The organism is Haemophilus influenzae, from assembly GCF_001457655.1.
GTDB classification, from domain to species: domain Bacteria; phylum Pseudomonadota; class Gammaproteobacteria; order Enterobacterales; family Pasteurellaceae; genus Haemophilus; species Haemophilus influenzae.
Genome location: NZ_LN831035.1, coordinates 1,795,729 through 1,811,186, shown reverse-complemented (window position 1 = coordinate 1,811,186; position 15,458 = coordinate 1,795,729). Strand labels below are relative to the sequence as shown.

The 15,458-nt window shown below is 38.7% G+C and carries 16 protein-coding genes; 12 read left to right on the top strand and 4 right to left on the bottom strand.

Annotated features, from left to right (window positions below):
- Positions 1-10: 10 nt before the first annotated feature.
- From AT683_RS08925 to AT683_RS08885, 9 genes are all read left to right on the top strand, one after another.
- Positions 11-751 carry a heme ABC transporter permease gene (locus AT683_RS08925; RefSeq protein ID WP_011272382.1) on the top strand — a complete coding sequence of 247 codons (741 nt, stop codon included), beginning with the start codon at positions 11-13 and terminating at the stop codon, positions 749-751.
- Between the two features lie 42 nt (positions 752-793).
- The gene (gene ccmD / locus AT683_RS08920) at positions 794-997 is read left to right on the top strand and encodes a heme exporter protein CcmD (RefSeq protein WP_005634314.1); all 204 of its coding nucleotides are present in this window, start codon (positions 794-796) and stop codon (positions 995-997) included.
- The gene (gene ccmE / locus AT683_RS08915; RefSeq protein WP_005651737.1) at positions 994-1,515 is read left to right on the top strand and encodes a cytochrome c maturation protein CcmE; all 522 of its coding nucleotides are present in this window, start codon (positions 994-996) and stop codon (positions 1,513-1,515) included. Before ccmD ends, ccmE begins: the two co-directional genes overlap by 4 nt.
- Entirely contained in the window at positions 1,512-3,458 is a 1,947-nt protein-coding gene (locus AT683_RS08910; protein WP_014550936.1) for a heme lyase CcmF/NrfE family subunit, read from the top strand. Before ccmE ends, AT683_RS08910 begins: the two co-directional genes overlap by 4 nt.
- Before the next feature lie 142 nt (positions 3,459-3,600).
- Complete coding sequence (locus AT683_RS08905; protein ID WP_014550935.1) at positions 3,601-4,146, top strand: DsbE family thiol:disulfide interchange protein; 546 nt, start codon at positions 3,601-3,603, stop codon at positions 4,144-4,146.
- Positions 4,146-4,607: a cytochrome c-type biogenesis protein gene (locus AT683_RS08900; RefSeq protein ID WP_014550934.1), complete on the top strand. Its 462-nt coding sequence runs from the start codon at positions 4,146-4,148 to the stop codon at positions 4,605-4,607. Before AT683_RS08905 ends, AT683_RS08900 begins: the two co-directional genes overlap by 1 nt.
- Entirely contained in the window at positions 4,608-5,525 is a 918-nt protein-coding gene (gene ccmI, locus AT683_RS08895) for a c-type cytochrome biogenesis protein CcmI (protein ID WP_014550933.1), read from the top strand.
- Positions 5,526-5,645: 120 nt separating this feature from the next.
- Positions 5,646-6,137, top strand: a complete 492-nt coding sequence (locus tag AT683_RS08890) for a DUF8095 domain-containing protein (protein WP_011272384.1) — start codon at positions 5,646-5,648, stop codon at positions 6,135-6,137.
- Between the two features lie 10 nt (positions 6,138-6,147).
- Positions 6,148-6,447 (top strand): hypothetical protein, encoded by a 300-nt coding sequence (locus AT683_RS08885; protein WP_005647674.1) that lies wholly within the window; start codon positions 6,148-6,150, stop codon positions 6,445-6,447.
- Positions 6,448-6,451: 4 nt separating this feature from the next.
- Here AT683_RS08885 and ligA read toward each other — a convergent pair whose 3' ends face one another.
- The gene (gene ligA, locus AT683_RS08880; protein WP_011272385.1) at positions 6,452-8,464 is read right to left on the bottom strand and encodes an NAD-dependent DNA ligase LigA; all 2,013 of its coding nucleotides are present in this window, start codon (positions 8,462-8,464) and stop codon (positions 6,452-6,454) included.
- Between the two features lie 111 nt (positions 8,465-8,575).
- The gene (gene zipA / locus AT683_RS08875; RefSeq protein ID WP_005690727.1) at positions 8,576-9,562 is read right to left on the bottom strand and encodes a cell division protein ZipA; all 987 of its coding nucleotides are present in this window, start codon (positions 9,560-9,562) and stop codon (positions 8,576-8,578) included.
- Between the two features lie 152 nt (positions 9,563-9,714).
- Here zipA and cysZ point away from each other — a divergent pair, with 152 nt between their 5' ends.
- From cysZ to AT683_RS08860, 3 genes are all read left to right on the top strand, one after another.
- Positions 9,715-10,533 carry a sulfate transporter CysZ gene (gene cysZ / locus AT683_RS08870; protein WP_005690724.1) on the top strand — a complete coding sequence of 273 codons (819 nt, stop codon included), beginning with the start codon at positions 9,715-9,717 and terminating at the stop codon, positions 10,531-10,533.
- A gap of 98 nt (positions 10,534-10,631) precedes the next feature.
- A complete protein-coding gene (cysK, locus tag AT683_RS08865; protein ID WP_005690723.1) occupies positions 10,632-11,582 on the top strand; it encodes a cysteine synthase A in 951 nt (316 codons plus the stop codon).
- 247 nt (positions 11,583-11,829) lie between these two features.
- Complete coding sequence (locus AT683_RS08860) at positions 11,830-13,053, top strand: MFS transporter (protein ID WP_005632805.1); 1,224 nt, start codon at positions 11,830-11,832, stop codon at positions 13,051-13,053.
- A gap of 108 nt (positions 13,054-13,161) precedes the next feature.
- On the opposite strand, the gene waaF is transcribed toward AT683_RS08860, so the two are convergent.
- Both waaF and AT683_RS08850 read right to left on the bottom strand, forming a co-directional pair.
- The gene (waaF, locus tag AT683_RS08855; protein WP_011272387.1) at positions 13,162-14,202 is read right to left on the bottom strand and encodes a lipopolysaccharide heptosyltransferase II; all 1,041 of its coding nucleotides are present in this window, start codon (positions 14,200-14,202) and stop codon (positions 13,162-13,164) included.
- 75 nt (positions 14,203-14,277) lie between these two features.
- Positions 14,278-15,441, bottom strand: coding sequence for a XylR family transcriptional regulator (locus tag AT683_RS08850; protein WP_011272388.1), 1,164 nt, complete (start codon positions 15,439-15,441; stop codon positions 14,278-14,280).
- Positions 15,442-15,458: the final 17 nt, after the last annotated feature.

Here is a 15,458-nt window from a genome sequence, read left to right as displayed (position 1 = left end):
GATCTTTTTTATGTGGAAGTGGTTACATCCTTATGCAAAACCTGAAACTCAATATCGTATCTGCGGTAAATTGAGTCCGTTATTTGCATTTTTAACGCTTATCTTACTCGGTATTGGCATTGTATGGGGCTTAGCATTCGCCCCAGCAGATTACCAACAGGGCAATAGTTTCCGAATTATGTATGTACATGTGCCGACAGCGATTTGGTCAATGGGTGTGTACGGTTCAATGGCGATTGCAGCTGTGGTTGCCCTAGTGTGGCAAATTAAGCAAGCTCATCTCGCAATGATTGCAATGGCGCCAATTGGTGCATTGTTTACTTTCTTATCGCTTGTTACGGGGGCAATTTGGGGGAAACCAATGTGGGGTACTTGGTGGGTGTGGGATGCTCGCTTAACTGCAGAATTGATTTTATTCTTTCTTTATCTTGGTATCTTAGCCCTTTATTCTGCTTTTTCAGATCGTAACATAGGTGCAAAAGCGGCGGGGATTTTATGCATTACAACGGTCGTGATTTTACCGATTATTCATTTTTCGGTGGAGTGGTGGAACACATTACATCAAGGGGCGAGTATTACCAAATTTGAAAAACCATCCATTGCAATTCCAATGTTGGTTCCATTAATTTTATGTATCTTCGGTTTTTTGACCTTGTATATTTGGCTTACTTTAGTTCGTTATCGCGTGGAATTATTGAAAGAAGATGCAAAACGTCCTTGGGTTAAAGCATTAGCTCAAACACTGAAATAAAGTGCGGTTAGTTTTTTAGCGATTTTTTATAAGGAATATTTTATGTTTTTCCAAACTTGGAGTGATTTTTTTAATATGGGTGGCTACGGTTTTTACGTATGGTTATCCTATGCAGTAAGTTTAGTGGCAGTTATTGCCTTAATTGTTCAAAGTGTAAAACAACGCAAGACAGTGTTACAAAATGTATTGCGTGAGCAACAACGCGAAGAACGTTTACAACAAGCAAATAAGGGGAACACACTATGAATCCAAGACGTAAATCCAGATTTAAATTAGTCATTTTTGTTGTGCTCGGCATTGCTATTGCAAGTGGATTGATGCTGTATGCATTACGTCAAAATATCGACTTGTTTTATACGCCATCTGAAGTGATTCAAGGTAAGGATAATAATCCGAATCAAAAACCTGAAGTGGGGCAGCGTATTCGTGTTGGCGGTATGGTGGTTGAAGGCACGGTAGTGCGTGATCCAAAAAGCTTAAAAGTGCGGTTCGATTTAAATGATATTGGTCCTGCGATCACTGTTGAATATGAAGGCATTTTGCCAGATCTTTTCCGTGAAGGGCAGGGGATTGTGGCTCAAGGCGTATTAACTCAGTCAGCGGTTTTAAGCGCGACAGAAGTATTGGCTAAACACGATGAAAATTATGTGCCGCCAGAATTAGGCGAAAAAATGCAAAAAGTACATAAACCAATGGGGATTAAGGCAGCAGATTTAAAAGGCGAAAGTGAGCGTGATCGTCAAGAAAAAGAAGGCGCAAAATGATTGCTGAATTAGGAAATTATGCGCTGGCTTTAAGTTTAGCTGTATCGCTTATGTTGGCGATTTTCCCTTTGTGGGGGGCGGAAAAGGGCAATGTACAATTAATGGCATTAGCTCGCCCAATGACTTATGGTTTATTTGCAAGCCTAAGCATTGCTTTTGCTGCGCTATTTTATTTATTCGCAGTCAATGATTTTAGCGTGCAATATATTGTAAATAATTCTAATACTACTTTACCCATTTATTATCGTTTATCTGCGGTATGGGGTTCCCATGAAGGCTCTTTGTTACTGTGGATTTGGTTACTGGCGGTTTGGTCATTTGCCGTTGCTTTATTGAGTAAACATTTACCCCAAGAAGCGGTTGCTCGCGTGCTTGGTATTATGGGGATTATTAGCGTCGGTTTTGTATTGTTCGTCTTGTTTACCTCAAATCCTTTCACGCGTACTTTCCCTGATTTCCCAGTAGATGGAAAAGAACTTAATCCAATGTTGCAAGATGTAGGCTTGATTTTCCACCCTCCATTACTTTATATGGGCTATGTGGGTTTTTCGGTGGCATTTGCGTTTGCGATAGCATCCTTAATGACTGGAAAATTAGATTCAGCTTGGGCGCGTTGGTCACGTCCTTGGACGCTTGCTGCTTGGGTGTTTTTAACTTTAGGTATCGTACTCGGTTCTTGGTGGGCTTATTATGAGCTTGGCTGGGGGGGCTGGTGGTTCTGGGATCCAGTAGAAAACTCATCGTTTATGCCGTGGCTTGCTGGTACTGCATTGATTCACTCTCTTTCTGTGACAGAAAAACGAGGTTCTTTCAAAGCTTGGACGGTATTACTTGCGATTTTAGCCTTTTCACTTTGTCTGCTCGGCACCTTCTTAGTTCGTTCTGGTATCTTAGTTTCAGTTCACGCATTTGCATCGGATCCAACTCGTGGTTTGTATATTTTGGCTTACCTCGTTGTGGTAATTGGCGGTTCGCTTGCACTCTATGCGTATAAAGGCAGTCAAATTCGTTCTCGTGATAATGCAGAACGCTATTCACGTGAAAGTATGTTGTTATTGAATAATATCTTATTAATGACCGCACTTTGCGTTGTATTCTTAGGAACGTTGTTACCACTCGTTCACAAACAACTTGGTTTAGGCTCTATTTCTATTGGTGCGCCGTTCTTTGATCAAATGTTCTTAATTATTATGACACCATTTGCATTATTGCTTGGTATTGGACCTTTAGTGAAATGGCGTAGAGACCAATTTTCTGCAATTCGTACGCCTGTTGTTATCAGCGTATTTGTTATGCTGATTGCAGGTTTTGCGTTACCTTATTTCTTGCAAGATAAAATTACCGTGAGTTCAGTGCTTGGTTCAATGATGACTGTGATTATTGTGTTACTTGTGCTTTATGAATTGCAACAACGTGCGACGCATCGTGAATCATTCTTTGTTGGCGTACGCAAACTATCTCGTTCTCATTGGGGAATGATGTTAGCTCACTTAGGCGTAGCTATGACTGTTTGGGGGATCGCATTTAGCCAAAACTTTAGCGTAGAACGTGATGTGAGAATGAAAGTTGGCGAGAACGCACAAATTGGTCGTTACGATTTTAAATTCGCTGGTGTGACGGATGAAAATGGTCCAAACTATATTGGTGGAAAAGCTCAAATTGATATTTCGAAAGATGGGCAACCAGAGACAAGTTTATTCGCAGAAAAACGTTTTTACACAGTAAGTCGGATGTCTATGACAGAAGCCGCAATTGCTGGTGGTTTAACTCGTGACCTTTATGTGGCACTTGGCGAAAAACTTGAGGACAATTCTTGGGCGTTACGCTTATATTACAAGCCATTTATTCGCTGGATTTGGATTGGCGGCTTATTTATGGCGTTAGGTGGATTGTTGTGCATGTTCGATCGACGCTATCGGTTTAATGTGTTGTTGAAGAAATAGTTTATACTGCCATGGGTAGGTATACCCATGGCTAATTGAAATGGTTCCCCTTTGGGGAATTTCAACTAGCCTCAAAGAGGCTATACTTTTACTAGCCTAGGGTATACTTACCCTAGGCACTAATTTTAAAGTGCGGTAAAAAATGAAAAAAAAATTACTCGTTCCTCTTATTCTCTTTTTATCGATAACAATTGCCTTTTTAGTGCAATTAAAACGTAATGCACAAGGCGAAGATATTAAAGCATTAGAGTCAGCTTTGGTTGGAAAGCCTGTGCCAGAAAAAAATTTGACGGAGTTGTTTGAAAATAAAGCTTACACGAACGAATTGTTTCAACAAGGTAAGCCAGTTTTGCTTAACGTATGGGCGACTTGGTGTCCGACTTGTTATGCCGAACATCAATATTTAAACAAACTTGCTAAAGAGGGTGTGAGAATTATCGGTTTAGATTATAAAGATGAATCACCTAAAGCAATGAAGTGGTTAAAAGATCTTGGCAATCCTTATCAAGTTGTTTTAAAAGATGAAAAAGGTTCTTTCGGTTTGGATTTAGGGGTATATGGTGCGCCAGAAACGTTCATTGTAGATGGAAAAGGCGTGATTCATTATCGTTATGCTGGAGATGTAAACGAAAAATTTTGGACTCAGACTTTAAAACCAATTTATGACAAACTTTCGGAGCAACAATAATGAAAAAAACATGGTTATTTTTGACCGCATTTTTGTTTAGCTCAGTGGCGTTTTCAGCTATTGACGCATTAAATTTTAGTTCTCCACAGCAAGAGAGTGATTACCACCAATTAACACAATCTTTGCGTTGTCCTCAATGTCAAAATAACAATATTGCGGATTCCAATGCGACTATCGCTGTGGATATGCGTGGCAAAGTATTTGAGCTTTTACAAGAAGGCAAATCGAAAAATGACGTAGTGGATTATATGGTGGCACGTTACGGCAATTTTGTAACCTATGATCCTCCTATAACAGCGAGTACATTAGTGCTATGGATTGCGCCATTATTGCTTGTGTTGTTAGGCGTGGTGTTTTTATTAAGACGCAAACCTAAAACCCAAAGTGCGGTGAAATCCCAAGAGGTTTTAACGGATGAAGATAATGCGCGTTTGGCAGAATTATTAAACAAGGATAAATAGATGAATTTTACATTAATTTTTATCTTAACCACTTTAGTTGTGGCGTTAATTTGTTTTTATCCTTTATTACGTCAATTTAAAGCGAAACATGGGCAAAAACGTGATGATTTAAATAAGGCGTTATATTTCTCACGCTTGGAAGAAATTGAGCAAGATAATTCCCAAGGTTTAGTTGAAAATGTTGAGCAACTCAAACAAGAATTACAGAAAACCTTGCTTGATGATGTACCGAGCAAGGTTCAAGAGAATGTGGATTATTCTGGCAAATCTTATGGAAAAATTTGGTTTGTCTCTGGTGTATTAGCGTTAGGAATTATCGCAGGTTCTTCTTATTTTATGGTGGGATCTTGGCAAGCCGAATCAATGTTAGAGCAAACTTATGCGAAATTGCCCTATTTCTTTGACCGAATGAAAGATGAAGATAAAAATCCATTTTCTGATGCAGAAATGCAGCAATTTTCTACCGCACTTCGAATCGATTTGCAAAAAAATCCAACTGATGCTAAAAAATGGTGGATGCTCGGTCAAATTGGGATGAATTTAGGTGATGCACGTTTGGCATTCGATAGCTATCAAAAGGCTAATAAACTTGAACCAGATAATGTGCAATATAAATTAGGCTATGCTCGTATATTGATGTTTTCTGAAGATGCGACTGATAAACTTAAAGGTGGCAATTTATTGCGTGAAGTGATTCGTCAAGAACACACTAACATTGAAGCATTGAGTTTACTCGCATTCCGTTATTTTGAAACAGAAGATTATAAAATGGCGGCAGTGACTTGGGCGATGATGCTACGCTTAATGCCGAAAGATGATGAGCGAGTTCCATTAATTGAAAAAAGTATTCGTACCGCGCGTGATGCTTTAGAAGCGCAAAATGAAGAAAAATCAAAAAGTATCACTCCCGAAAAATAACCTAGTACGTTATAAGACTTTTTGATATAGTGCGAAAAAATTATTCGTAGTCGAACAGATTAGCATTTAATAAAGTACTAAAGGAACGAGAAATGAATAATAAAAATTGCACTTTTTTCTTTGTTCTGCGTCATTATTGGAAGTTTATTTACTTCACAATTTTCGATTGCAGAAAATGATTCTAGTGCAGTTGATTCTGAAGATAAAAAAGCATTTAATTCCGATGTTTCAAATAATGATGCTCAAAAACTAGCTCAAAGTATTGAATTTAAAGTTTATAAAATAGATGAAACCACTTCATCAGAAAGTATTTATGAATCTCCAGCTGGAATTTGTCAGGGATTTAAGATTACAAGAGGTGTAGATTACACAAATTCGACTTACCATTATCTTTATCCAGACAATAGAGGAGAATTCTATGGCAGTGTGGTTGGTGCAACTATTTATAACCAAAAAGATCCTCAAAATTTAAGTTATGTGCCTGTTTATTCAATTACAGACAAAGATTTGTCTAAGTGTATTCAGGCACAAGAAAATAAAAAATTAAAGGAAAAAGCAGCGAATTATGTATCAGAAGGTAGGGCTGTATTAACTGACGTAATTTGTAAATAGGATGTATTTAATGAGAAAAATAGTTTTTGTTAGTTGTGTAATTTTAGGTTTAGCAGCATGTTCATCTCAACCAGAACAAATTGGTGGCGGTGTTTACGATATGAAAACTGTGCAAGAATATAATGCTCGAGTTATTAGTGGTAATACTGTTACACAAACTCAAAAGGATAAAATAACGCAACAAATTGATACAAGTTTAAAATTAAACCAAAGTGACAATAAAGTTAAAACGAGAACAAGACGTGTATTGCCTGTTCTTCCAGTTACACCAAGCGTCGGGTATCATTATAATTATCACTATTTTAGATAAAAAATTATCTTGTTATCTGTGCTAAAAATTCTTCTTCTGTTAATACTGTAATATTTAGTTCTTGAGCTTTTGCAAGTTTAGAGCCTGCCCCATCACCTGCGATAACGAAATCTGTTTTACTGGATACCGAACCACTTACTTTTGCACCAAGCTGTTGTAATAAGGCTTTTGCTTCATTACGCCCCATTTGTGTAAGAGTGCCTGTCAGTACTACAGTTTTATCTTTGAACAAGTTTTCACTCGCTTCTTTCACTTCTACAGTTTCCCAATGCACACCTTGTGCGATTAAATCCTCCACGACTGCAACATTATGCGCTTCACGCCAAAATATAAAAATTCGGTTCGCTACAACTTCCCCTACATCAGGCACTTGTTGAAGTTCTTCAAGATTTGCGTCTTTAAGCGCATCTAAAGTTTTGAAATGATTAGCAAGATTTAATGCAGTGGCTTCGCCCACTTCACGAATGCCTAAAGCAAAAATAAAGCGATCAAGCGTCGTGCTTTTTGCATTTTCAAGACTATTGAGTGCGTTTTCTGCAGATTTTGCACCCATTCTTTCTAAGCGTGTGAGCGTGGTTAAATCAAGTTTAAATAAGTCCGCAGGTGTATGAATTAGCTCTCGATCGACTAATTGCTCTATTAATTTTCCGCCTACACCATCAATATCCATTGCTTTACGAGAGACGAAATGTTTTAACGCCTCTTTACGCTGTGCCGCACAGAATAATCCTCCCGTGCAACGTGCTACTGCTTCGCCTTCAATACGAATAATTTGAGAATCGCACACAGGGCAATTTGTTGGGAAAATGATTGGTTTAGCATTATCAGGGCGACGTTCGTGTAATACGCCAATAATTTGTGGAATTACATCGCCTGCTCGACGAATAACAACAGTATCGCCAATAGCGATATTTAAACGTTCAATTTCATCGCCATTATGTAAGGTGGCATTACTTACTGTAACGCCTGCAACAAACACTGGCTCTAATTTGGCAACTGGTGTGATTGCGCCAGTTCGACCCACTTGGAATTCAACATCATTCAACAGGGTTAATTCTTCTTGGGCGGGGAATTTATAAGCAATCGCCCAGCGAGGTGCTTTAGAAATAAATCCTAGTTCATTTTGTAAGGCTATATCATTGATTTTTAATACCGTTCCGTCAATATCATAACCTAACGAGCTACGTTTGTTTTGAATATCTCGATAAAAACCTAAAACTTCATCTGCACCATTGCATAAACGAATTTCAGGATTTACTGGAATCCCGATAGATTTTAGCCATTGCAAACGATCATAATGCGTAGTCGGCAGATCAATCCCCTCAGCAATTCCAATACCATAAGCATTTAATACCAGCGGACGTTTGCTGGTAATATTAGGATCAAGCTGGCGTAAAGAGCCTGCCGCTGCATTGCGAGGATTAGCAAAGGTTTTTTCATTATGTTCTAACGCATATTTATTTAAACGCTCAAAGCCTGCGTGCGGCATAAAAACTTCGCCCCGCACTTCTAAACGTGCTGGAGGATTATCTGTTAAAAGTTGTAATGGAACATTACGAATCGTGCGGATATTGGCTGTAATATCTTCGCCTGTGGTGCCATCACCACGAGTGGCGGCTTGTGTAAGTTCACCATTAACATACAAAATACTCACAGCCAAGCCATCAAGTTTAGGTTCGCAACAGAAAGTAAGTGGTTTCGGTAATAGGATTAAACGATCTTCAATGCGTTTTACAAAAGCATTAAATTCTGCATCGGAAAAAGCATTATCCAAAGAGAGCATAGGAATTTCGTGACGAATTTGGCTAAACCCAGAAAGTGGTTTTGCACCAACACGTTGAGTGGGCGAATCTGACGTCAGAAATTCAGGATGCTCTAATTCTAGGGCTTTGAGCTGATGAAATAAACGATCGTATTCGCTATCAGGCACGCTCGGATTATCTAAAACGTGGTATTCGTATTCATATTGGCGCAAGGTTTTGCGTAGATTGTCTAGTTGAGTTTGAATATTTGTCATAAAATTCTCGGAGAAAAATGACCGCACTTTTCTATGTATTTAGCGTGAAAATAGACAGGTACAAAGCCTGTCTAAATGAATATAAAAGTGCGGTAAATTTAAGGTATGAATTTACACTCGAGCAAGATAGGCTTGCTCTGCATTTGCATCAAAAATTTCTTGTTCTTCAGTCAGTATAACACCTTGTAAATCTTCGGCTAATGTATGGGCAGCACGCATCATCATACGTAAATTAGCAAGATTATTACCTGGAGAGGGCAATTGCATAAATAATACAATTCCTATGGTGTTAAATTCCGCTAAGTTATAAGCATTGAATGTGCCGGGTTGTTCTAAATTTGCCACACTAAAAAGCACGGGACTTGCCACACTTAAATCTAAGTGACGATGATACATTTCATCTTTACCCAAGATAAAACCCAAGTTTTCAAGAGCCTGCACCAATTTAGCACCATTAAATTCTTCGCTAGATTTTGGAATAAGATAAAGTTGAATATAGCCAGTTGTTTGTTTTGGCTGAGCTGTCGTTTCTGCTTTTGGTTCATTGAACGAGAGGTTGTAGTCTACTTGATGTTCTTCGTGAGATAATTCTGCAAGCTGCACTCTTAATTCTGGCGATGATGAATTAATGCCATTAAAACCAACATTTTGACTTTGTGCTTCAAGTTGTTCTAAGGTCATACTTGCGACATTATTTGCGGTTGGCATATCGTATTGAGGTTGCGTTGGTTGTATTGGCTCGGAACGATGATTCCCCATATCATAAATAGGTTGCGTGTTAGGAATAGAAATTTTGATGTCATCCACACTTTTATCGCTTTGGCGATAATCGATCAATTCAGCTTCTGATGGTAATTTTTCTGTGGTCGGTTGAGAAATTGGTGTATGCCCATTTTCCACATAGGTATTCGGCGAAATATTGTTTGGCTGTACCATTTCTTCTTGCGTATGGGATCTAGATGTTGGAGAAGTGCGGTCAAATTTATTGGCTTTATCAAAATATTTTGATTTCTCACGACGATTTGACCATAATCCGTGTACGATTAAGGCGACAAGTGCTACGATACCCACAATAATCAAAATTGTATTTAAATCCATTTTTATTCCTTACGCGCGATAGTTCGGCGAGAGTGCTATAAATGGTGCTAATGCTACCATATTTCAGTAGGTGAAAAAATACTTCAAAGTGTGGAATTTTAAAGGAAAAGTGCGGTCTGTTTTAAGCATATTTTTATTGAAAGGAAAGAAAAATGTTAAATCTTAATGAATTAAAATCTGGTTTCCACTATTTTGTGATGGGCTGGCATTTCATCACACAAAAAGGTTTGCGTCGGTTTGTTATTATTCCAATTTTGCTCAATACCATTTTGCTTTGTGGTTTATTTTGGCTTTTTATTAGCCAAATCAGCAGTGCTATTGATTGGGTGATGAATTTTATTCCAGATTGGCTTAGTTTTCTCAGTGTCATTTTACTGACACTTTCGATTTTAACGATTTTATTGCTCTTTTATTTTACTTTTACCACGTTTTCTGGCTTTATCGCAGCCCCCTTTAATGGTTTGTTGGCGGAAAAAGTAGAAAAAATGCTGACGGAGGAAAATATTAATGATGATAGTCTCGTGGATATAATGAGGGATGTGCCTCGTATGCTTGCTCGAGAGTGGCAAAAATTACGTTATAGCCTACCCAAAATTATCGCCTTATTTTTACTGAGTTTTATTCCTCTGGTTGGGCAAACCATCGTGCCAGTACTTACTTTCTTGTTCACTTGTTGGATGATGGCAATTCAATATTGTGATTATCCTTTTGATAATCACAAAGTCTCTTTTGATATCATGAAAAATGCACTTGGCAATCAACGAACTCAAAGTTTAACTTTTGGTGGATTGGTTACTTGTTGCACATTTGTGCCAGTGATTAATTTATTAATTATGCCTGTTGCAGTATGTGGTGCGACGCTGATGTGGGTGGAAAATTATCGTAATGACTTAGGTTTTAATATGAATAGATCTTTTTCCTCTCAAACGGGGCTTGATGTTCGTTCAGAAAATACAGGGATTGTTAAATAGCCTACAGTTATAAATAGATCAAATAACTATTTTTTTAATCAAAAGTGCGGTACTATAAATAAACCAACATTAACGAAGTCCAACGAAAGGGAAATATTATGACAATTTATGCAGACAATTCTTATTCTATCGGAAATACGCCGCTTGTGCGTTTAAAACACTTTGGCCATAACGGCAATGTGGTGGTAAAAATTGAAGGTCGTAACCCAAGCTACAGCGTAAAATGCCGTATTGGGGCGAATATGGTGTGGCAAGCAGAAAAAGATGGCACGCTCACAAAAGGGAAAGAGATTGTAGATGCAACGAGTGGTAACACGGGCATTGCTTTGGCTTATGTTGCGGCGGCTAGAGGTTATAAAATCACGCTCACTATGCCAGAAACAATGAGTCTTGAAAGAAAACGCTTATTGTGCGGATTGGGTGTAAATTTAGTGCTTACCGAAGGTGCAAAAGGAATGAAAGGTGCTATTGCGAAAGCAGAAGAAATTGTTGCTTCTGATCCAAGCCGCTATGTCATGCTTAAACAATTTGAAAATCCAGCCAACCCACAAATTCATCGAGAAACAACAGGGCCTGAAATTTGGAAAGATACGGATGGCAAAGTCGATGTTGTTGTTGCTGGCGTAGGAACAGGTGGTTCGATTACGGGTATTTCTCGCGCGATTAAATTAGATTTTGGTAAACAAATCACTTCTGTTGCCGTTGAGCCAGTGGAATCTCCGGTCATTAGTCAAACTTTAGCGGGTGAAGAAGTAAAACCAGGTCCACACAAAATTCAAGGTATCGGTGCGGGTTTCATTCCCAAAAATTTAGATTTATCTATTATTGATCGCGTAGAAACTGTTGATAGTGATACCGCACTTGCCACAGCTCGTCGCTTAATGGCGGAAGAAGGCATTCTTGCAGGTATTTCATCTGGTGCAGCTGTCGCGGCTGCAGATCGCTTAGCTAAATTACCAGAATTTGCCGATAAACTCATTGTTGTTATTTTGCCTTCAGCTTCTGAACGCTACTTAAGCACAGCACTGTTTGAAGGGATTGAGGGATAAACAAAAAAGAATAAAGTGCGGTGAATTTTTACCGCACTTTTATTAAGACTAGAGTAGTTCAATCTGAATGACATCAGATTGTTTAATCCCCTTATTTTATCCTTTCCTTCTTATTCAAAATCAATTTTTTCTTCTTTTCATATTCTGTTCATTGAATTTTTTTATTAATGCAGTAAACTAGCCACCGATTTTTAATCATCTTTCTTTTCACTTTAAATGTTACCCGCGAGTAACAAAAGGACACATCATGACAAACAAAGTAAACAGTTATGGCTGGAAAGCCTTAATTGGCTCTGCCGTCGGCTATGCAATGGACGGTTTCGATCTTCTCATTTTAGGTTTCATGCTTAGTGCAATTTCCGCAGACTTAAATCTAACACCCGCCCAAGGTGGATCTCTCGTAACTTGGACTCTGATTGGTGCCGTATTTGGCGGCATTTTATTTGGTGCATTAAGCGATAAATACGGTCGTGTACGCGTACTGACTTGGACTATTCTTCTTTTTGCGGTGTTTACTGGTTTATGTGCGATTGCACAAGGTTATTGGGATTTACTGATTTATCGCACAATTGCTGGTATTGGCTTAGGCGGTGAATTTGGAATTGGGATGGCTCTAGCAGCAGAAGCATGGCCTGCACGCCACCGAGCGAAAGCAGCATCTTATGTTGCATTGGGTTGGCAAGTTGGTGTGTTAGGTGCTGCGTTGCTTACACCATTATTGCTCCCGCATATTGGCTGGCGTGGAATGTTCTTAGTGGGTATCTTCCCTGCATTTGTCGCTTGGTTCTTACGTTCTCATCTGCACGAACCTGAAATTTTCACTCAAAAACAAACCGCACTTTCAACGCAATCCAGCTTTACTGATAAATTACGTTCATTCCAGCTTCTGATTAAAGACAAAGCCACGAGCAAAATTAGTCTTGGTATCGTCGTACTCACTTCTGTACAAAACTTCGGTTATTACGGCATTATGATTTGGTTACCTAATTTCTTATCAAAACAACTTGGATTCAGTTTAACTAAATCTGGGCTTTGGACCGCCGTTACCGTCTGCGGCATGATGGCTGGCATTTGGATTTTCGGACAACTCGCCGACCGAATCGGACGCAAACCAAGTTTCTTACTTTTCCAATTAGGCGCAGTGATAAGTATCGTGGTTTACTCACAACTTACCGATCCTGACATCATGCTTCTTGCTGGGGCATTTTTAGGTATGTTTGTGAACGGAATGCTGGGCGGTTACGGTGCATTGATGGCGGAAGCCTACCCAACAGAAGCTCGAGCAACGGCACAAAACGTACTTTTCAATATTGGTCGTGCCGTAGGGGGATTTGGACCTGTAGTTGTGGGCGCAGTTGTACTTGCTTACTCTTTCCAAACGGCCATCGCTCTACTTGCGATTATCTACGTAATTGATATGTTAGCGACAATTTTCTTAATCCCTGAATTAAAAGGTAAAGCCTTAGACTAAGAAAATATAAAAGATAAAAATGCTCGCCAAGTGCGAGCATTTTTTATGAAACAAGTCATCTTATAAGTAATATCTTTATAAGTTTTCTTTTCACTAAGCAAACTTTCATTATTTTGCCAACAGTTCGTTCAATTTTTCTAATGCCATTTCTGGCGTAATATCAATCAAACTTTGATGATACCCCCCCTCTTTGTCGCCTTTACGGACTTTAATCAATCCACCTTCAATTAAACGAATAATCGTTGCTTTATCTGAAAGCGGCGGCGTATATTGTGGGCTAGTTGGTCCATAAAGTGCAATCAATGGACGATTTACTGCTGCCGCAATATGCATTAAACCACTGTCATTGGTCACGACCGCCGTACAATTTGCAATTAAATCCACTGCTTCATTTAAGTTGGTTTTTCCTGCTAAATTGACACAAAACTCACGCAACGCTTCTGGCAGTGCTTGACGAATTTCTTCTCCCACTGGTTCATCTTTAGCTGAACCAAATAGCGCCACAGCATAGCCTTGGGTAATTAACATTTCTGCTAATTTTGCATAATGATAATGTGGCCAACGTTTTGCCGGGCCAAATTCCGCACCAGGACAAAAACCAATAATTGGACGCTCGCCTAAAAGTGCGGTTTGTTTTTTAAAGTTTTTTAAGGTTTCAGCTTGTTGAGTGGGATCAACGGTTAAATAAGGTTTTAGAACAGGAATATCAGCCGCTTTCGGTACCGCATTTTGCTCAAAAGCTAACGCGACATAACGTTGCACCATCATAGGATAATCACGTTTATTATTGCGTAAATCGTTAAGCAAGAAATAACGGCTTTCCCCTTTCCAGCCACGACGCACCGCAATTTTTGCAAAAGCGGGAATAAAAGCTGACTTCAAGGAGTTTGGTAATACGATCGCCATATCATATTGATTGCGCAATGCCTTACCTAAACGATAACGCGTTCCCAATTCAAAGGCTCCGTGCCCTAATGGCATTTCAATCGCCTTACGCACTTCTGGCATACGCGCAAGCAAAGGCTTACACCAATTCGGTGCCATCACATCAATATTGCAGTTTGGATATTGAATTTTCAGTTGCTGGTACAAACTGTGCGACATCATCATATCGCCAACCCAAGATGGGCCAATAATTAGAATATTCATTTTCTGTCTTTCAGATAAAAGTGCGGTCAAAAATACTTGTTATTATGGCACAGAGTTGAATAAAAATATGCTCCTTTAACAATTTAGTCGAAACTCTTTAGGAGTCATTTCAAATTCTTTCTTAAAAACAGAGTAAAAATATTGAATTGATGGATAGCCGCAAATCTCAGCAATTTCTTGAATAGAAATATCTGTTTGTTGTAATAAATTCTTTGCTCGGGAAATTTTTTCTTCGTGGATGACTTGGTGAATTGTTTTATTCATTTCATTCTTAAAACGTTGTTCAAGATTAGAACGTGAGGTTTCAAGATGATCTAAAACTTGTTCTACTTTAATTCGATGACAGGCACGATGACGAATATAATGCATTGCTTGAATGACAAGCGGATCTGTTAATGATCGATAATCTGTAGAATTTCGAGAGTGAACGGTAATCGGTGGAATTAAAATAGGGGTATGTGAAACTTTTTGACCATTGAGTAATTTGTGTAATAATTTCGCAGCTTGATAACCAATCTCTCTCGTGCCTTGTTCTACGGAGGAAAGGGACATACGCGATAAATATTGGATCAATTCTTCATTATCAATACCAACCACACAAAGCTCTTCAGGTACAGCAATTTTACTGTATTCACAAGCCTGCAATAAATGACGAGCACGCGCATCCGTAACAGCAATAATACCAGTATGAGAAGGAAGAGATTTTAACCAGACAATTAGCTTTTGTTGCTCTTCCAACCAATTTTGAGCATGAACCTGCACACCCTCATATAGGTAAATAGGGTAATGATTTTTCTCCATCAACTCTACAAAAGCATCTCTTCGTTCTATAGACCAATGCTTATGAGTATTTACTTGCAAACCATAAAATGCAAACTGTGACAGTCCTTTCTCCTGTAAATGAGATAAAGCCATTTCAACCAATGCCATATTATCTGTTGCTACATAAGGAAAGTGCGGATAAAAATCAGCTTGTTTATAAGATCCACCAACTGCTATAGTAGGAATAAGAGTGTGTTGCAATAATTCAACAGTTTTTGGATCATCAAAGTCTGCAATAATGCCATCAATAGAAAGTTGATTAATAGTATCAGTATGATAGATAAATTCATCTTCTACAAAAATATCCCACATACATTGCGATGCCTGAATATATTGTCCAATACCCTCCACCACCTGCCGATCATATACTTTGTTTGCATTAAATAAGAGGGCAATTTTGTAGTATTGTTCCGTCATTTTATATCCTTATCTAT